The organism is uncultured Parabacteroides sp. (genome assembly GCF_947855115.1).
Classification (GTDB): Bacteria; Bacteroidota; Bacteroidia; order Bacteroidales; family Tannerellaceae; genus Parabacteroides.
In genome coordinates this window covers 1-19,335 of the sequence record NZ_CANTZW010000029.1, presented here as the reverse complement: position 1 = coordinate 19,335, position 19,335 = coordinate 1, and the positions used below count along the sequence as shown (strand labels likewise).

The 19,335-nt window shown below is 46.6% G+C and carries 9 protein-coding genes; all 9 read right to left on the bottom strand.

The features are described from left to right. Positions 1-95: 95 nt before the first annotated feature. A complete protein-coding gene (gene nifJ / locus Q0110_RS15040; protein ID WP_297908156.1) occupies positions 96-3,647 on the bottom strand; it encodes a pyruvate:ferredoxin (flavodoxin) oxidoreductase in 3,552 nt (1,183 codons plus the stop codon). 37 nt (positions 3,648-3,684) lie between these two features. Further along, entirely contained in the window at positions 3,685-4,863 is a 1,179-nt protein-coding gene (locus tag Q0110_RS15035) for an AAA family ATPase (protein ID WP_297908155.1), read from the bottom strand. 122 nt (positions 4,864-4,985) lie between these two features. Beyond that, the gene (locus Q0110_RS18345) at positions 4,986-5,195 is read right to left on the bottom strand and encodes a four helix bundle protein (RefSeq protein ID WP_366139686.1); all 210 of its coding nucleotides are present in this window, start codon (positions 5,193-5,195) and stop codon (positions 4,986-4,988) included. A 189-nt stretch (positions 5,196-5,384) separates the two neighbouring features. Beyond that, positions 5,385-6,407, bottom strand: a complete 1,023-nt coding sequence (locus Q0110_RS15025; RefSeq protein ID WP_297908152.1) for a branched-chain amino acid aminotransferase — start codon at positions 6,405-6,407, stop codon at positions 5,385-5,387. A gap of 257 nt (positions 6,408-6,664) precedes the next feature. Continuing rightward, a complete protein-coding gene (locus Q0110_RS15020; RefSeq protein WP_297908149.1) occupies positions 6,665-9,241 on the bottom strand; it encodes a M14 family metallopeptidase in 2,577 nt (858 codons plus the stop codon). Between the two features lie 8 nt (positions 9,242-9,249). Further along, complete coding sequence (locus Q0110_RS15015) at positions 9,250-10,848, bottom strand: RagB/SusD family nutrient uptake outer membrane protein (protein ID WP_297908146.1); 1,599 nt, start codon at positions 10,846-10,848, stop codon at positions 9,250-9,252. An 18-nt stretch (positions 10,849-10,866) separates the two neighbouring features. Next, complete coding sequence (locus Q0110_RS15010) at positions 10,867-14,103, bottom strand: TonB-dependent receptor (protein WP_297908144.1); 3,237 nt, start codon at positions 14,101-14,103, stop codon at positions 10,867-10,869. 417 nt (positions 14,104-14,520) lie between these two features. Then, the gene (locus Q0110_RS15005; RefSeq protein ID WP_297908142.1) at positions 14,521-16,149 is read right to left on the bottom strand and encodes a RagB/SusD family nutrient uptake outer membrane protein; all 1,629 of its coding nucleotides are present in this window, start codon (positions 16,147-16,149) and stop codon (positions 14,521-14,523) included. 13 nt (positions 16,150-16,162) lie between these two features. Beyond that, the gene (locus Q0110_RS15000; RefSeq protein ID WP_297908139.1) at positions 16,163-19,177 is read right to left on the bottom strand and encodes a TonB-dependent receptor; all 3,015 of its coding nucleotides are present in this window, start codon (positions 19,175-19,177) and stop codon (positions 16,163-16,165) included. Positions 19,178-19,335: the final 158 nt, after the last annotated feature.

Below are 19,335 nucleotides of genomic sequence, written 5' to 3'. Positions count from 1 at the left end.
CGTGTAGAAAACCGCCTACATTACCCCAAAAAAGGCGGTGCCTTCCGTCGCCGGAAACACCGCCTTTATTCTATATATAAAAGACTTGTTTATAATTAAGCCTCTACATCCCAATTCTCGGCAGCCAGACGCTTGTAGCTACGCAGACGCCATTTAGCGTTCTCCTCGGCGGCGGCAAACAACTCTGCGGCCTCGGCCGGATATTGCTTAGCTACGGAAGCGAAACGAACCTCACCCTTCAAGAAATCTTGGAACTTACTCCAATCCGGCTCCTTGCTATCCAAAGTGAACGGATTCTTGCCCTCGGCCTCCAAAGCAGGGTTGTAACGCCACAAGTGCCAGTAACCGCATGCTACGGCTTCTTTCTCCTCAGCTTGTGATTTGCCCATACCCTTCTTCAAACCGTGGTTGATACAAGGCGCATAAGCGATGATCAAAGAAGGACCGTCGTAAGCCTCAGCCTCGCGGATCGCCTTCAATGTCTGAGCTTGGTCGGCACCCATAGCGATCTGAGCTACATATACGTAACCGTAAGTAGTAGCCATCAAGCCAAGGTCTTTCTTACGTACTCTCTTACCGGAAGCGGCGAACTTAGCGATAGCGCCCACCGGAGTAGCCTTAGAAGACTGTCCACCCGTGTTAGAGTAAACCTCGGTATCCAATACCAAGATATTCACGTTCTTGCCGGAAGCGATCACGTGATCCAGACCACCGTAACCGATATCGTAAGAAGCACCGTCGCCACCGATAATCCATTGAGAACGTTTCACCAAGAAGTGAGACAATTCCTTGATCTGGGCGCAAACCGGACAACCTTCCTTGATGCCTTGCTCAACGAATGCCATTATCTGCGGAGCCAATTCCTTCGTCTTCTCAGCGTCGTTCTTATTAGCGATCCAAGCAGCGGCTACTTCTTTCGCCTCGGCAGGAGCATGCTCACCCTCGGTGATCTGTTGCAACAGACCTTCCAGACGGGCACGCATCTTCTCGTTCGCCAACTCCATACCTAAACCGAACTCGCAGAAATCCTCGAACAAAGAGTTTGCCCAAGCCGGACCCTGCCCCTTCTCGTTCGTAGTGTAAGGAGTGGAAGGAACGGAACCGGAGTAGATAGAAGAACATCCGGTAGCGTTGGCTACCATCTCACGGTCGCCGAACAGTTGGGAGATCAACTTCACGTACGGAGTCTCACCACAACCGGAGCAAGCGCCGGAGAACTCAAACAACGGAGTAGCGTATTGTGAGTTCTTCACGTTGGACTTGATGTCTATCAAGCTCTGCTTAGAAGAAACATTAGCTACGCAGTAGTTCCAGTTATCAGCCTCAGCCAACTGACCTTCCAGCGGAACCATAGCCAATGCCTTGTTACCCTTGAATCCCGGACAAACATCGGCGCAGTTGCCGCAACCCAGACAGTCGAGAACGTCTACCTGCATACGGAACTTCATACCCTTCATAGCGGCCGGAGCCTTCACGTCTAACATAGCGAAGTTAGCGCCCTTCTGCTCCTCGTCGTTCAATACGAACGGACGGATAGAAGCGTGAGGACAAACGTAAGCACATTGGTTACATTGGATACAGTTCGCCTCATTCCAAACCGGAACGAAAGCGGCCACGCCACGTTTCTCGTATTTAGCGGTTCCTTGCGCCCAAGTACCATCCTCGATGCCCTTGAATGCGGAAACCTTCAATAAGTCGCCATCCTGAGCGTTGATCGGACGAACTACCTCGTTGATGAAAGCAGGATCGTTGTTTACGACAGCCTCATCATCCGGAAGATTAGCCCAAGCGGGATCAACCGTCAATTGGTTGTACTCGCCACCACGGTCTACAGCCGCATAGTTCTTGTTCACTACGTCCTCGCCCTTCTTGCCATAAGACTTAACGATGAATTTCTTCATCTGCTCGATAGCCAAGTCTACAGGGATAACGCCCGTGATACGGAAGAAAGCAGACTGAAGGATCGTATTGGTACGGTTACCCAAACCGATCTCCAAAGCGATCTGTGTAGCGTTGATATAATATACAGTGATATTCTTCTGGGCGAAATAACGTTTCACACGGTTAGGAAGGTGCTTAGCCAACTCCTCGGCGCCCCAAACGGTATTCAACAAGAAAGTACCGTTCTCACGCAAACCGCGAGTCACGTCGTACATGCGCAAATAAGCCTGAACGTGGCAAGCCACGAAGTTCGGGGTATTCACCAAATAAGTAGAACGGATCGGATGATCGCCGAAACGCAAGTGAGAACAAGTGAAACCACCGGATTTCTTAGAGTCGTAAGAGAAATAAGCCTGGCAGTATTTATCCGTGTTATCACCGATAATCTTCACCGAGTTCTTGTTAGCGCCTACCGTACCGTCGGCACCCAAACCGTAGAACTTAGCCTCGAACATACCCTCACCGCCCAAGGCGATCTCTTCCTTCTGAGGCAGAGAAGTGAAAGTAACGTCATCCACGATACCGATCGTGAACTGGTTCTTCGGCATCGGCAACGCCAAGTTCTCGAATACGGACAGGATCTGAGCCGGAGTCGTATCCTTAGAACCCAGACCATAACGGCCACCTACGATCACCGGAGCATCCTCCTGACCATAGAAGCAGTCTTTTACGTCCAGATACAACGGCTCACCGTTAGCACCCGGCTCTTTCGTACGATCCAATACGGCGATACGCTTAGCGGTCTTAGGCACGGCAGCCAAGAAATGCTTAGCGGAGAACGGACGATACAAGTGAACGGATACCAAACCTACCTTCTCGCCCTTAGCGATCAAGTGGTCGATAGCCTCGCGAGCGGCTTCCGTAACAGAACCCATGGCGATGATCACACGCTCAGCGTCCTCAGCTCCGTAATAATCGAACAAACCGTACTTACGGCCCGTGATCTTGGAAATCTCGTTCATATATTCTTCTACGATAGCGGGAACAGCCTCGTAGTAGGTGTTGGAAGATTCTCTGTGCTGGAAGAAATGATCCGGGTTCTCGGCCATACCGCGAGCGACCGGTCTCTCCGGGTTCAAGGCACGGGCACGGAACTCTGCCAAAGCTTTCTGGTCGATAAGCGGAGCCAAGTCCTCATTCTCCAAAGCCTCGATCTTCTGGATCTCGTGAGAAGTACGGAAACCATCGAAGAAGTTCACGAACGGTACACGAGACTTGATCGTAGACAGGTGAGCTACACCGGCCAAATCCATAACCTCCTGTACGGAACCCTCGGCCAACATAGCGAAGCCTGTCTGACGGGCAGACATCACGTCTTGATGGTCACCGAAGATACACAACGCGTGAGAAGCCAATGTACGAGCGGATACGTGGAAAACGCAAGGAAGCAATTCTCCGGCGATCTTGTACATGTTGGGGATCATAAGCAACAAACCTTGAGAAGCAGTGTAGGTTGTTGTCAAGGCACCAGCTTGCAATGAACCGTGAACAGCACCTGCGGCACCACCCTCTGATTGCATTTCCTGTACCATTACAGTCTCGCCGAAAATATTCTTACGTCCGGCTGCAGCCCACTCATCTACATATTCTGCCATTGTAGACGACGGAGTGATGGGGTAAATAGCGGCTACCTCACTGAACATATACGAGATATGAGCAGCGGCCTGATTACCATCACAGGTTAAAAATTTCTTCTGTTTTGTCATAGACCTATAAAACTATTAGTATTAAAAAAATCTTCACTCAATATAGAAAACCGAACAACCAGAGCGGGACCATGTTCCCCTCCCCGATCTCGGTCTTATCGACAGCGTAATACATATCCGGATTGTTCCTCACTTTCATATTTTCCTCGATCCGGAAATTATACATCGTATTCACCAGAAAGTGGGCGTTCTTGATTCCTTCATTCAGCTTATTGTCTTTCAACAGTTGGTTATAAAAGAACGATTCGCGCACCGCTTGCGTATTTACCTCCATCGGACGGATGGGGTACATCAGGTTCGAGTTGTACATATATACCTTAGAGGGTTTCTTCGGGAAGGATTCGCCCACCGGATATAGCATGCTCATCAAACGGGCATCTGTCAAATACTTGATATAGTTCATCACCGTGGCCCGGGATGTCTCGATATCCTTGCTCAACTGACTCACGTTGGGGGTACAAGGGGCGCTCGTAGCCAACAAATAGAGTAGTTTGCGTAGCTTTGGCAGGTAGCTTTGCTCGATTTGCTTTATGTATAACACATCTACCTCTAGCATCATGTTCATGGTCTTCAGCAGATTCTCGGAGAAGTTACGCTTCTCCAGGAAGAACGGATAGAAACCATGATGGAGATAATCCTGGAAATAAGCCATGGGCCTTACGACCGAGCAGATTCGTTTGGCGATTTCCTGATGATTCTCTAATACCTCTTCGAACGTGTAGGCGGGAAACTGGTTCCCCGACATCAAGTTCAAGAACTCACGGAACGAGAACCCCCTGAGATTATACGATACCACCTTGCCGGACAAGTCCGGATTCTCTTCTTTCAGACGCATCACCGACGATCCGGAGAAGACGATCTTCAAGTCCTCGAAATTATCATAGCAGTACCGCAACTCTCTCGACCAATCGGAATATTTAAACACTTGGTCTATCAACAGCACCTTCCCGCCTTTGGCCCGGAACTCGGCGGCGAAATCAACGAGCGTGCGTTCCGTAAAATAAAAATGATTTAAATTAATGTATAAGCATTCCTTATTATCGGCCCCAAAACGCTCACGGGCATAGTCTAATAAGAAAGTGGTCTTCCCGACTCCTCGCGAACCTTTAACACCGATCAACCGATCCTCCCAGTTGATCTCATCCATCAATCCCCTTCGTACCGGAGAATACAGATGCTCTACCAGATATTTATGTGTCTTAAAGAATGCCTCCACTTGGTAATTGAAAATTAAAAATTGAAAATTGAAAATTACCGGCACAAAGATAAACATCTTTTCTTATTTGCAATGCGGAGATTGCAATTTTTTAGTTGAAAAGCAAAGTTTGAACTAACAAATCATGAGGCTCGTGTTGTTTTTACAATGCTTGCCAGTAATTTCAATATTTCTTCGCGGTCTTCCGTTATAGACTTGAATTCTTTCCGATCGAGATAATTTGTTCTGTATAGCAACTCTAGCCAGTATGCCGATTCATTCGTTTCCTTTAACGCGATACTCATTTTACTTACAAAATCAGCACGGAATTGAGCATGTTCGCTTTCTTTCAATAAAGCGCCAACAGCCGTCCCACTCCTTAGCAGTTGCCTAGAAAGAAAAACTCCTTTCTTCCGAACAAGGCCTTACGCAAATTCACGATCCGAATAGCAAAAGCCATAGCTTTGCTCATCACGACATTCTCTTTCATAGTTTTCAGTTTATAACGGAAGACCGCCTATCTAATTTTCAATTTTCAATTCTCAATTTTCAATTATCGAGATCCATCCGTAAGTATCCGGCTCGTCACCATATTGGATGGCACGCAGCTTATGATACAGTTTCTCGCAGATAGGGCCTGGCTTGCCGTCTTTCGCGATAACGAAAGACTTGTTCTCGTCTAAATCATCGATCTGCGAGATCGGGGCGATAACGGCGGCGGTACCGCACTCGGCAGCCTCATCAAACGTGGCGATCTCCTCGAACGGAACCGGGCGGCGTTCTACCGTCAATCCCATATCCTCGGCCAATTGCTGCAAGCTCTTGTTCGTGATAGAAGGCAAGATCGAGTGGGATTGCGGGGTGATATAGCTATTGCCGCGGATACCGAAGAAGTTCGCCGGACCGCACTCGTCCAGGTATTTCTTCTCTTTCGGATCCAGATACAATACGGCGGCGTATCCCTTGGAATGGGCGATCTCGCCAGCCACCAGACTGGCCGCATAGTTGCCACCAACCTTGATCGTGCCTGTGCCGTTAGGAGCCGCACGGTCGTACTCGCGAAGTATACAAACCTTCGAGGGCTGGAACCCGCCCTTGAAATACGGGCCTACCGGAGTGACAAATACCATAAACATATACTCGGGAGCCGGCTTCACTCCTACCTGAGCACCCAAGCCGATCATCAACGGACGGATATATAAGGCGGCGCCACTCTCATAAGGAGGAACGAAACGCTCGTTCAATTTCACGACTTTACGAACAGCTTCCTCGAACATCTCCACCGGCAACTCGGCCATCTTGATGCCCCGGCTGGAAGATTGCATACGCTTAGCGTTCTCGTCCATACGGAATACACGAACCTTACCGTCTTTTCCGCAGAAGGCCTTCAAGCCCTCGAAAGACTCTTGTCCGTAATGCAAGCAAGTAGAGGCCATGTGGATATTGATAATCTCGGATGAGGAAACTTCCAACTCACCCCACTTACCGTCACGATAGTAGCATCTTACATTGTAGTCTGTCTTGATATAACCAAATCCCAGCTCAGACCAATTTAAATTTTCCATATCTATACAATTTGCTGTAATTAGTTTAAAATTAACAAATTACACTGTTAATAATGTCGCTCAAAAGCAAAAACGCCCATAGCTGCCGCTACGGGAGATCTTGTGTACCGCAAATATACGCTAATTTATATATAGTTCGGCCTATAAACTAAAAAAAGCAAGCCTTTCGCTTGCTTTTCATTACAATTTATAGCGGGCCGGCCCCCGCGTACGGAATGGCCGGCTCTTCTCTTTCCCTGGATATATTGCCCGGTTTATCAGAAACACTTTCCGAAGAAGATCGCGTTCATGAACAACTTACTGGTTCCAAAATAATAAGAACGGAAGTTCATGTCGTCCGCGAAGACAACGACAGAGCCACTCTTATATTTCTTGGCGAACACCGCAGGCGAGTTCTTCAACAAATCCTCGTTCTTAGCGGACAAGAAACCAGATAGACGAGGCTTGTCCGTATAATATAAAGGAGAGACATAGGGATTGTCGTTCTTCTTGAAGATAATATTATTCTTCTTCATCACGGCGATCTCCGACTGATCAAGCCCCCATGCCAACGGATGCGTGATATCCAAGTGGCAGTTCAAGATAACGCCATCCATATCATTGCCCGCATCTGCCTCTTTTTTCTCGGCGAAAGCCCTGTAAGCGGAAGAATCCTCTTTAAAGGAGGCATCCTTCACCTCTATCGGGAAGATACCCGATTTATTCACCCAAGTATAAGCCTTGCCAGATGCGATCAACGTTCCACCGGCAGCTACCCAAGCCCGCAAAGCATCCTCTGAACGTTTCGTGAGGTTCGGGACTCCGTTCGCCAATATGATCACATTGTAACGCTGAAGTTTCTCGGGGGTCAACGTGGCTGTAGCCTCGATCAAGGTAGGACGCATCTGGAACCGCCGATCCAACAAGAACCAAGCCTCACCCGAATCCGGTATACCCATCGTACGCCCGACCAAAATGGCAACCTCCGGCAACCGCAACGTCTGGAAGACAGGACTTCCGAGATCCACGTCTTCCATCAGCCCCGTTTTCGCCGCATAAACCTCCACGCCAGATTCCTCGGCCAACCGGGAGATCAGCGTATACAACTCATCCGATGATACGGACTGGTTCTGTGCCGAGACAAGGATCGTTCCGTATCCCATCTCTTTATCAATATCTCCCGAACGGAAATGGAACGGACGGTTACTGGCGTGTATGTAAATCCCCTTACGCATCAACTCGTACATCACTTTCGGCGCATAAAACTCAACGCTGGAGAAGACATACCCGTAGTCGCTCTTCCCCCCGATAACCTTACCTGGAGTAAACTCATTCGTAGAGACCAACTCGCCTACCAAACCGGCCGTACTCTTAACAGGCGCATAACGCAGATTGAACGCATGAGGGAATGTCCATGTGGAAATATCATAAAAGACGCTATCCGTGTACTCGTGTACATTCTCCATCACGGTCCGGATCATCGCATTAAACTTCTGGTCTACGGGGATAACATAAGCGTCTTCAGACTTAAAAGCCTCACCCGCCAAAGTAACATCTTTAGCCAAGCGGTACACATCAATCTGATGATGTCTCATATTCTCCAAAAAATGATAGGCGACCGCCCGGGAACCTCTCGCATCGAAGACATACCCTTTCACGGGCTGTTTCGCTACCTCATCCTTAACATTCTTGAAAAAGTCTCGTTGATAGCCCAATAGATCCTGACGCATCCGGTAAGCGGAGAAAATCGTCCCGTAAGATCCATATGCCTGGTTACGGATCGTCCAGGCGAAAGACCGGATTCCATTCCTGGTCTCTCTCAGATGCCCCCGGGAAGTACCTTGCTCATACAACAGGCAAATAGAACCGTGAATATCACCGTAAGCGGCACCTTTACCCATGTAATAATCATCATATCCCTCTTTCGAATAGTAAAGCGTACCGATCTTATCCAGCTCTTCCGCTACCACCGCCGAGACCTTGGAGGCAAACGCCTGATTCTCGTCCGTCACCAAATCATGGATTCGTTTCGGATGTCCCGGACTGAAATAATAAGGACGTGCCGAACCTTGCTCATGCAAATCGGCCAAGACATTAGGCAACCAACCCATATAATTATCTACGCCATTCCTTCCTTCCGGATGCTGTAGCATCAACCAATCCCGGTTGCAATCCGCCCAATAATGATTCGTGCGGCTGGAAGGCCAAGGCTCCAAGAACTCCCGCGAATTCAAATCGCTTACATCTGTCTGGCTCCGAGAGGTGTTCACCCAAGAGGCAAAACGGTTGATACCATCCGGATTGGCTCCGGGGGTAAGCAATACCACCGTATTATCCAGCAAATCGTCGATATCGCCTCCTTTTGCCGCCGCCAAGAAATAAGCGACCGCCAAAGAAGAGTTCACGCCCGACGGCTCATTCCCGTGGATAGAATATACCAAGCTTACGACAACCGGCATCTTGCCTACATCCAAGGAAGCGGAACGAGCCGCATCTGTCAAAGCCAAGTGCTCCTCCTTGATCTGGTCTATCCTCGCCTGGTTCTCGGAGGAAGTGATCGTCACCTCGATAAAAGGACGATGTTGATACGTACGCCCGGTCTCTCGCACCGTAACACGATCCGACACGGCGGCCAAGGTTTTCATATATTCAACCACCTGTCCCCAATCGGCATGTTGTTCTCCCAGTTGGAACCCGAGCACCTTCTCAGGTGTCGGGATATCGGGATTATACATATAGCTTCCTTTTGGCAGGAAATAAGCTAAATCATATGCGTAGGCGGCAGCTCTCGGTTGCGCGGAGACAGCCGCGGTTATTGCTAAAAATAGTCCTAGGAAAATAAATCTCAATCTCATGTCTTATATTATAAAGGATTTTGTTCGCACAAAGGGTTCACCTCGATCTCATCTTGCGGGAATAACCATTGCCACTCCTTAGAGTCTGCGTCGCGGTAACGATTCTCCTCGCCCATGGGGTGCCCGTCGTACATATTATAATTAGAAGCTTCCGGGTCTACATTGGTAGGCATCTTGGTGTTGCTATTCCACGGATCGTTGCTATAGCCCAACTCTTCCCGGGTTTTCGGTCCTCTGTCTAGCGGCAAATGCAAACGTTTCAAATCCAAGAAGCGGAAACCTTCTCCCCACAGCTCGATACGTCTCTGGAACATGACCTCCTCGATCAGGTCGTCTCCCGTCTTCGTAGACAACTGATATTGCGGGTCGCGATGACTAGCCAACGGATACAAGGCATTGGCCGCCTCCTGATAACGTCCGGCACGTGCATATCCCTCTGCCTCGATCAGCATCATTTCCGGCAAACGCATCCAAGGAACGTCGCCGCATTTCATATTCTCGTCTGCCAAAAGGAACTTATTGGCCATATAATTACGGATACGCCCGCCGGTAGGTATAATAGGTCTAGGCTCAGACTCCGGATCCTGTGCCCGGGGGAACCACAACGTCTTACGGATATCTGTATCAGAGATCTTGTTGTAGAGCAAATTATAGATAGCCCGAGGCGTATTCTTATTATAGCTAGCGTTCTTATTGGACATGAAACTGTGGAAGTCTTTCAGCGTACCCGCTTGATCTTCTTGCCCTTTCTTGCCCCATAACCATTCTGTGTTACTCTGGTCGCTCATGCGATTCACGGTCGTTACATACGTATCATCTTGTAATTTCGCGCCAGACTGTTCTACGACCAACTTAGCCATCTCCGCGGCCTCCAGCCATTTCCCTTGCGTCAGCAAGACCCGTGCCTTCAATCCCCGAGCGACATGCACGTCTATATGCGACTTATTCTCCTTTTGAATAGAAACGCCACCCAATAAAGAGATGGATTGATCCAAATCCGCATTGATTTGCTCGTATACCTGGGCTACGGTAGAGCGGGGTAAATTATCCGTCGTATTCTCCAATCGAAGGATCACGCCGGGTTTATCATTGCTTCCGTCCGGCTCATAGCGATATCCCCAGCATTGTACCAGATAATAATACGCGAATGCCCGATAAGCCAAGGCCTGTCCCTTGATATAATCTCTCTCTTCCTGCGTACCCTCCGCTCCATCTATATTGGAGATAATCATGTTCGCGTTCGAGATAAAGATGTAGAACAAGTTATATTGATAATCCAAATGCCCGGAAGTCGGCGTACGATGTAGCGTCCATTTCGCTTGCGACTGGAACTGCGCGTTCGCCACCGTATATACCAAGTCCTCCCCCATCATGTCCAGCCAGATCATAAAGGTCTGGAATCCACCCTCCGCATAGGTACTAGACAAAGACGGAGTATACATCAACTTATGCAAGCCGTTGACGGCCATCATCCCTCCCTCGGTCGTCTCGAACATTTGCTCTTGATCGACATTCTGGGTAGATTTTGTCTCCATGAAATCATCGCCGCAGGAAGCGCATACCAATGATAATCCTACGAACAATGCCATTATTTTATTTTTCTTCATAATATACTTGTTTTAAGATTAGAATGTAATATTCAGTCCCATGGTAAATACGCGCGCCGGCAAATAAGTATCACCATTGCCTGTATAACCGGAGAAAGTATTCTTTTTCGGATAATTACCTTTCCGTTTCGTGATCTGGAATACATTCTCGGCAGAAGCATATAGTTTCAGGCCTTTCACGCCCAGCGTCCGGATCATATGCTCAGGGAACGTATACCCCAAATTAATATTCGACAGTTCCAGCATATTCGAGCTTATCAGCCAACGAGTAGAGGTAGCGGCCTCCAGGTCTGTAGCGTCGCTACCGTTAGAGATACGCGGCACGTTAGTGATATCGCCCGGTTTCTGCCACCGGTTCAGCATATCCACGTGCAAGTTTGAATAAGACAACGATCCCGTACCCGCAGACATCAAGTCAGAGTAGGTAGCGTCGTACATCGTACCTCCCAATTGATAATAAAATGTCAGAGAGAGGCTGATTCCTTTATACATCAAATCCGTAGACAAACCTCCCGTCAGCTTCGGCATAGATTCTCCCGCATAGGCGAACTCAGCCTCGTTACGAGAGGTCGTATAAGTCTTGCCATCTACCGTAACCAACGACTCGGATTCTTTCAAAGCCTCCTCGGTAGGAACATACAAGCTACTACCGGTCTCCGGATCCACACCAGCCCACTGGCGCAACCAGAACTCATAACGAGAATGCCCCTCTTCTACCTTGTGAACCCCGCTGACAAACGGATCGACCGGAAGTTCCGTGATACGGTTCTTGATATGCGTGCCGTTGAAGTTGACACCCCACGAGAAATCTTTCTTCTCAATGATCCGTGCCCCCAACTCGACTTCCACACCGCGGTTATACATCGTTCCGGCATTCAAATCCTGGCTGCTCATACCGGTAGAAGGAGATAACGGCACGGAAAACAGCAAATTACTCGACTGGCGATTGAAAAACTCGACAGTTGCCGTATAACGATTGAATAAACTCATCTCCAAAGCCACATCCAAGTTATGCGAAACCTCCCATTTCAAATTTTTGTTACCTAAAGAGGCTTGGATATAACCCGCCTCCGTAGCGTTCTGCGCAGGCTCGTAAGTAGCTCTCCAAGGATAATAGCCACCGATATCATCGTTACCTACCTCACCATAAGAAGCCCTCAACTTCAATAAATCCACGAATTGCAAGCCCCTCATGAATTTCTCCCGGTCGATACGCCAACCTCCACCTACCGACCAGAAATTACCCCAGCGAGAATCTTTATAAAAACGAGACGAACCATCCCGCCGGAACGACGCGGAGAAAAAGTATTTATTATCAAAATCATAATTCAAACGAGAGAGATAACCCTCTGTCGTGTATTTACTCGTATAAGAGGTAGGGGTCGTATTGATATTCGAGTAGTTCGCCAGCTCATAATTCCCCGCAAACTTCTGGTCTTTCATAGAGGCTTTCAGATAATTATACTCATAATCGTAACTCTCGTGTCCCACCAACACGTCTACATGATGTTTGCCGATGTCTTTATTGTAGGTCAGCAACTCATTAAAAGTCCAAGTAGTCGTGAAGGAGTTCGATTTCGTGGCCGTACCCGTATTTCCCTTTTCCTCGTAAACCACGCTCGCAGATGATGCCAGATAAGAGTTCGCGCCGACTCCCCCATTAAACGTAAACTTGAAATCTTTCAAGAAAGAGATCTCCGCGAAGACTTTCGCGTTAATCGTGTTACGCTTGTTCTCATCCTGCCGATCTTGCAATTCTTTTGCCGGATTATTACCGGATACGAACTCGCGGATAGGAATCTCCACACCATTGATGTTGTATCCCGTACCAAAATCATACATTAAGTTCCCATTCTCATCGCGGATATACTCTCCGGTATTCGGATCGTGCAAGTGGATCGGATAAATCGGCCCTACGAAACGAGTGAACCGGAACGGGTTCGAGTTATTACCGCTACTCTCATTTTGGTTTCCTTTCGAAGAGCTCATATTCGCAGAGATATTGGTACCAACCTTCAGCCATTTCGTGATCTGGGAATTCACGTTCGCCCTGGCGGTATATCGTTTGTAGTTCGAGCCGATAATATAACCGTTCTCATTCGTATAACCCAAAGACGCGTAATAATCCGTTTTATCAGATCCTCCGCTAATCGCTACGGAAGCATCCGTACGGCTACCCAGACGTTCCACGGCATCCTCCCAATCCGTATCATCTTCCCAAAGCATCTGCGCGTTCGGGTTCACCTGCCCGTTCGCGTCCATCACCTGATCTCTCGGCACATTAAAAGGATTGTAAGTCAAGTTATCAAACAGATTACGGGCCGCCAGCTCACCAGCGTCGGCCATCGCCTTACCATCTCTCATATATTGATTCCGGAGATTTTCCCAGTACAAAGTAAGATAATCGTTCAACCCCACCTTCCTATAGTCTCCACTCTGGCGGGCCGTAATACCTTGATTGAATTTCACGTTCACGGTCATCTTATCTTTCTGTCCTTTCTTGGTAGTAATCATGATCACGCCATTGGCCGCACGCGATCCGTACAAAGCGGAAGAAGCCGCATCCTTCAAAACCGTAAGACTCTCTATATCCGTCGGGTTGATACTACTGATCGCATTGTCGTACGGCATGCCATCCAATATGATAAGAGGAGAGTTACTAGAACTGTAAGAACCGATACCCCGAATACGGATGTCGGGCTCGGAACCCGGCTGTCCGTTCGCAGAAAGCACCTGTACACCGGCAGTGGCTCCAGTCAAAGCGCTCGTTATACCCGTCACCGGACGTATTTCCAATTTCTCTTGTTTGATAGAGCTGGCAGATCCCGTAAACGTACTCTTTTTAGACGTTCCGTAAGCCACGACCATAACCTCATCGATCTCCAACGCATCCGATTTAAGCAGCACTTTGATTATCGGCTTAATCGCCACCTCCTCAGTCTTCGTACCGATATAGGAAATTTGTAAAACTTGAGCGGAAGCCGGGATATCCGTCAGGACAAACCGTCCGTCTACATCCGTAATAGTCCCGATGTTAGTTCCCTTTACCAAGATAGTCGCCCCCACTACCGGAGATTGATCCTCTTCAAACAAAACAACTCCGGTTGTCTTCCGGCTTTGTTGATCTACTTCACGCAAGCCGGTATCGGCTCTCATACTTTGTATGTTAATCAAAGATAAACATACCATGCAAATTAAAAACACTTGTCCCCTAGCCCTGATTCGCTCGGTTAACATTTCAATAATGTCGCTCATAAAAAACTGTTTTTATAATAGTCCGATTCAAGTTTAAAAAAATAATCTTTTCTCTACATTAAGTTGACATCCTTAATAAAATTAGCCCAAATATAGAAAAAAAATAACTAAACAAGTCTTTCTCCCCATAAAAATAGGGGTAATCTCATCTAAATTCATTTAAAATTCGCTTACACTCTTATCTACAATGGCAGGCAAAAATCTGGAGTTCGAAAGTTGCCGCATCGTAACAACCGGCCGTGAGTTCAAAGTTCGTAGAAGCAAAACTTTAATCTCTCAATCAATACAAAAAGAGAGGTTGTACCGTAAAACTTTATTACGATACACCCCCTTTCTATTGATATTCCGGCCTTTTCCGACAGGACAAAGAGCCGCCAATCAAATTATTTATTCGGCACTTTCAGAGAAAGACATTATTTATTGATCATAGCCTTCATTTTGTTTCAAATTCGGGTTCAAAGTTGTCTGCTGATACGGAATCGGATAGATCTTCAAATGATCATCGTTGGTAGCTTTATGATCCCACCACTCGCCGGTCGTGAATTTACCGAAGCGAATCAAGTCTGTACGACGTTTACCTTCGAAGATGAATTCACGTCCGCGTTCAGCCAATAATTCGTCCATAGTCAATGTAGCGACCGTATATTTAGCAGCTTCCCAATCTTCGGCGGAGAAAGCACGTTGACGGCAAGTATTGATCAAATCGACAGCTTCTTGTGTAGCTTTACCGCCGTTCTTGCGCATCAGGCATTCAGCTTTATTGAAATACATTTCGGTCAGGCGATACAATACCCAGTCATTTCCCCAGTAATTAGGATCGCCATTCGCACCGGTTCTGTATTTATTGAAGCGAGCGCCACTGTTCTCTTCTCCTGTGTACATCGTAGACTCTTCTGTATTTCCTTCACTGAAACGCTTGATCTCTTTTACAAACACCAACGGCTGCCCGCTGTATTCGGATGTTCCGACAACCGGTTCGCCTGTTTCATAATCATATTGCGGACCGATCAGCATCCATTCGCTCTTACGCAAGTCATTATCCGCAAAAGCATCGTAAGCGGAAGGAATAACAACGATACCATCATTTCCGTTTGCTGTTCCACCGTAAATGTACTTCTGGTTGAAATGGAAGAAATCGGAAGCCCAGTTACAATACGTTCCTGATGCCAGATAATCATAAGCCAATACTAAGATATTCTCTTTAGAATCCGTCGAGTTCGTGCGGCTGAAAGATGTCAGGATATCTTTATCCAATTCCATCGTACCGTTTTGTCCACCACCTTCGCCTTTAATCAATTTATCGCAGTATGTAATACAATCATCCCAGCGAGCCGTTCCGGTCCAGGCTTCGGCATTCAAATAAAGAGTAGCCAACATGGCATAACCGGCAGCACGTGTCAATCGACCGCAATTCTGCTGTTCTTGCGACAATAAAGGCAGGTCGTCCAGTACTTCCAAAATCTCAGACTCCACGAAGTCGAATACTTCCTGACGGCTGTTTGTTTCAGGCATTTCCGGTTCGCCGACCTTAGTTACGATCGGCACATTTCCCCACAAATCCAACATACCTAAATAATAGTAAGCACGATTAGCCTTCAATTCTGCCAAGTAAGCCAAGCGTGCTTCTTCTGTGATGCTCATACTTGCGGCATCACGTTGTTCCAAGTTCGTAATCGCATCGTTGCAAAATCCTAATCCCATGAAGAACAAATTCCAGCTATCCTCAATGGCAGCGTGCATATTTGTCCATGTATGATAATGATATTGAATCCATTTACCATCATCGTATCCATGCGGACCTTTCACCGGCCAAGCCAATTGATCGGCAGCAAGTTCATTCATTTGCCAGTAGTTCTGTCGAGACTGGCAAGCAAATACGGCGCAGCTATGCGTATAAGGGCGCAATACGGCCGAGATTACCTCTTTCTCAGTATTATAAAAGTTGCTTGTCGTATTGTCGCTATAAATATGTTCGGTTAAGTCTGTACAAGCGCTCAAGGCAAAAAGACCTGATGCGGCAACTAACACTTTATGTATATTTTTCATTGTTTTGTCTTACTTAAAATTTAACATTCAAACCTACACTGACACTTCTTGTAACCGGCGTACGTCCGCATTCTTCCATACTTGGATTCATACCAGTATCATCCATTTCCGGATTCAAACCTTTATAACCGGTGATTGTAAACAAGTCGGTTGCTGATACATACACACGGAATGAAGGCCACTTATCGTTTTTATTCTTGAAGTTATAACCTAATGTAATATTGTCCAAGCGGATATAATTACCTTTTTCCAAATAGTAATCCGAGTATTGGTAAGTCGCACTTACGTTATCGTCAATAGCCGAATTCAGTACGTTATAACCCGCTTGTAAAGTCGTTAAGTTATTATAGAACATATTCAGACGGTTCAATATATCATATCCGAAACGACCTTTGAACATGAATGATAAATCGAAGTTTTTATATTCAAAACTGTTCGTCCATGATAAATACCATTTCGGCTGACCGTTACCGATCACTGTTTTGTCGTCATCATAGATCTGGTCTGCCGGAACCTTATCACCTTCCTTGTTGTAGAACAGCCATTCGCCGTTCTCATCGAATCCGGCAAAGCGTTTTCCGTAGAAATCACCGATCTCACTGCCTTTATACAGACGAACGGCATTTCCTAACGCTCCATATCCACCGATACCACCGAATTCCAAATAGTCTGCACTGCTATAAGAGAAGTCTTCCAAACGGTTGTGGAATACTTTCGACATAGTAACCGTACTTCTCCATTGGAAATTCTTCTTCACAATAGGCACAGCATTCAAGGTCAATTCCAAACCGGAACTTGAAATACTACCGATATTTAACGTACTTGTTGAATTTATGTTTGCCGGAGTCGGAACTTTTACACTTGTCATCAGCAAATCGTCAGCACGACGCTTGTACACATCGATAGCACCGGTGATTCGGTTCTTCAATACACCGAAATCCACACCGAAGTTCCATTCTTTCTTCTTTTCCCATTTCAGATTGTCGTTCGGGTTACGACTCGGTCCCCATGTTTGCAGCCACTGTCCGTCCGGATTCAGATAAGCATTACCACCGCTTAATGTAACCATTGACTGATAAGGATCGATACCGGAGTTACCCGTTACACCATAACCGACACGCAACTTCAAGTTAGACAAGACATCCTGCTGTTTCATGAATTCTTCGTTCGAAACGTTCCATGCCACGGACGCTGACGGGAAATTACCCCATTTGTTATTCGGACCGAACTTGGATGAACCTTCGCGACGAATAGAGAACTGGGCTACGTAGCGATCTTTGAAGACGTAATTGACACGGCCGAAGAAAGCGATCAATGTTTCATCTTTCTTCTCACTGCCCATACCTGCTTTGATAGCGGCGTCACCATTTAAGCCGCTACCGGAACCCAAGTTGTTATCTTCAACGGAATTATTCAGGAAACCGTTGTTGTTGGCTTCGAACTGTTCATATACCTGATATTGATAACTGTAACCCGCGATCGCATTGATCTTGTGGTTATCCAAGAATGTCTTCGTATATTCGATGGTCGGCTCGAAAGTACGTGTCGTCTTCATGTAAGACTTCTTCCATGCGTAACCACCGTTATTATAACTATTGTAGGAAATACGGGAATCCACATCATAGAAACGGCGTTCTTTCTGATCATCACGTGTGTAACTTACGAACAACGATCCTTTCAAATCCTTGATCGGCTCGAAAATCATTTTCCCGTCGAATGAGCTGGTTGTTTGTTGCCTGTCATACTGCTGTTGATCCAAACGCGCGACTTTATTTTCGTCCTTAGCGTAATCTTCGTAATAAGTTCCGTCTTCGTTGTAAATCGGATTCGTCGGATTCGAACGCAAAGCCGATTCCCATTCGCCATCGCCACCTAACAAATTCATATTGCCGTAGTTCAAACTTAAATTCGTCTGGAAGGTCAACATGTTGTTCAGAGCCTTTGTTTCCAACGACATTCTACCTCCGTACTGTTCACGATCGGTAGATTTTCCGATTCCTTCCAAGTCGCTGTAATACAAAGATGCACGATAGAGCGTAGCATCGTTTCCTCCCGAAATGGATAAGTTATGGCTATGAGAGACATTTCCTTTCTTCAACAACGTATCGAACCAATCCGTATCGCTGCCTCGATCCTGCATATAAGAAGGATTACCAAACTTCGTCATCGTATTGCGCCAGTCGGAAGCCGTCATGAAGTCCGGACGTTCTACTCCCCAATAATGAGTCAAGTAAGTAGAATAGTCGACAGATGTCTTTCCTTTTGCACCGCGTTTTGTCGTGATCAAAATGACACCGGCATTCGCACGAGAACCATAAATAGCCGCAGCAGAACCATCTTTCAAGACATCGATACTTTCGATATCTTCACTTCTCAATAAGTCCAAGTTTCCCCCCGGGATACCATCTATAACCACCAACGGAGCCTTATCACCGTTTACAGATACTACACCACGCATTTGCACAGCTACACCGTTATTCGGGTTACTTCCGTTTGTTCGAGTGATAGATAAACCGGCCACTTTACCGTCCAATAATTGGCGTACATCTCGGCTGTTTGCACCGGCCAAATTCATTTCTTCAGGCTTTACAGAAGTAATAGCTGTCGCTACATCGGAACGCTTCATTGAACCGTAACCTACAACTACTACTTCATCCAGTATTTGGTTTTCTTCGTGCATTACGATATTAATCGTACTTTGTGATCCAACTGTGATTTCTTGTGTTTTAAAGCCTATGTAAGAGAATTCAAGAATACTGTTCTTCTGAACATTTAACTGATAGTTACCATCAATATCCGTCACGATACCATTGCTTGTCCCTTTCTCAACAACACTAACACCAATCAAAGGTTCGCCTTCAGGATTGGTGATTGTTCCTTTTATAGTCACTTTACTTTGCTGAACATTCATCAAAGTCGGCCCGTTTTCAACAGCATACACATCTAAAACCGTTCCGGCAAAAGTGAATGGCAATGCAGCTAAAAGCAAACAACGCTTAACACTGCTTTTTACTTTTCTTTGTTCCATGATAATAAATCCGGTTAAATTATATAAAACAATTTCTAATGAACATGTAATACAAAAAATGAGCGTTTAATATTTAATCATTGACTATCTTTCTATCGCAAGTAGTTGTCTTATAGATAAATGCAGAATCAATAAGAACCTTAGTACTTGTGATACTA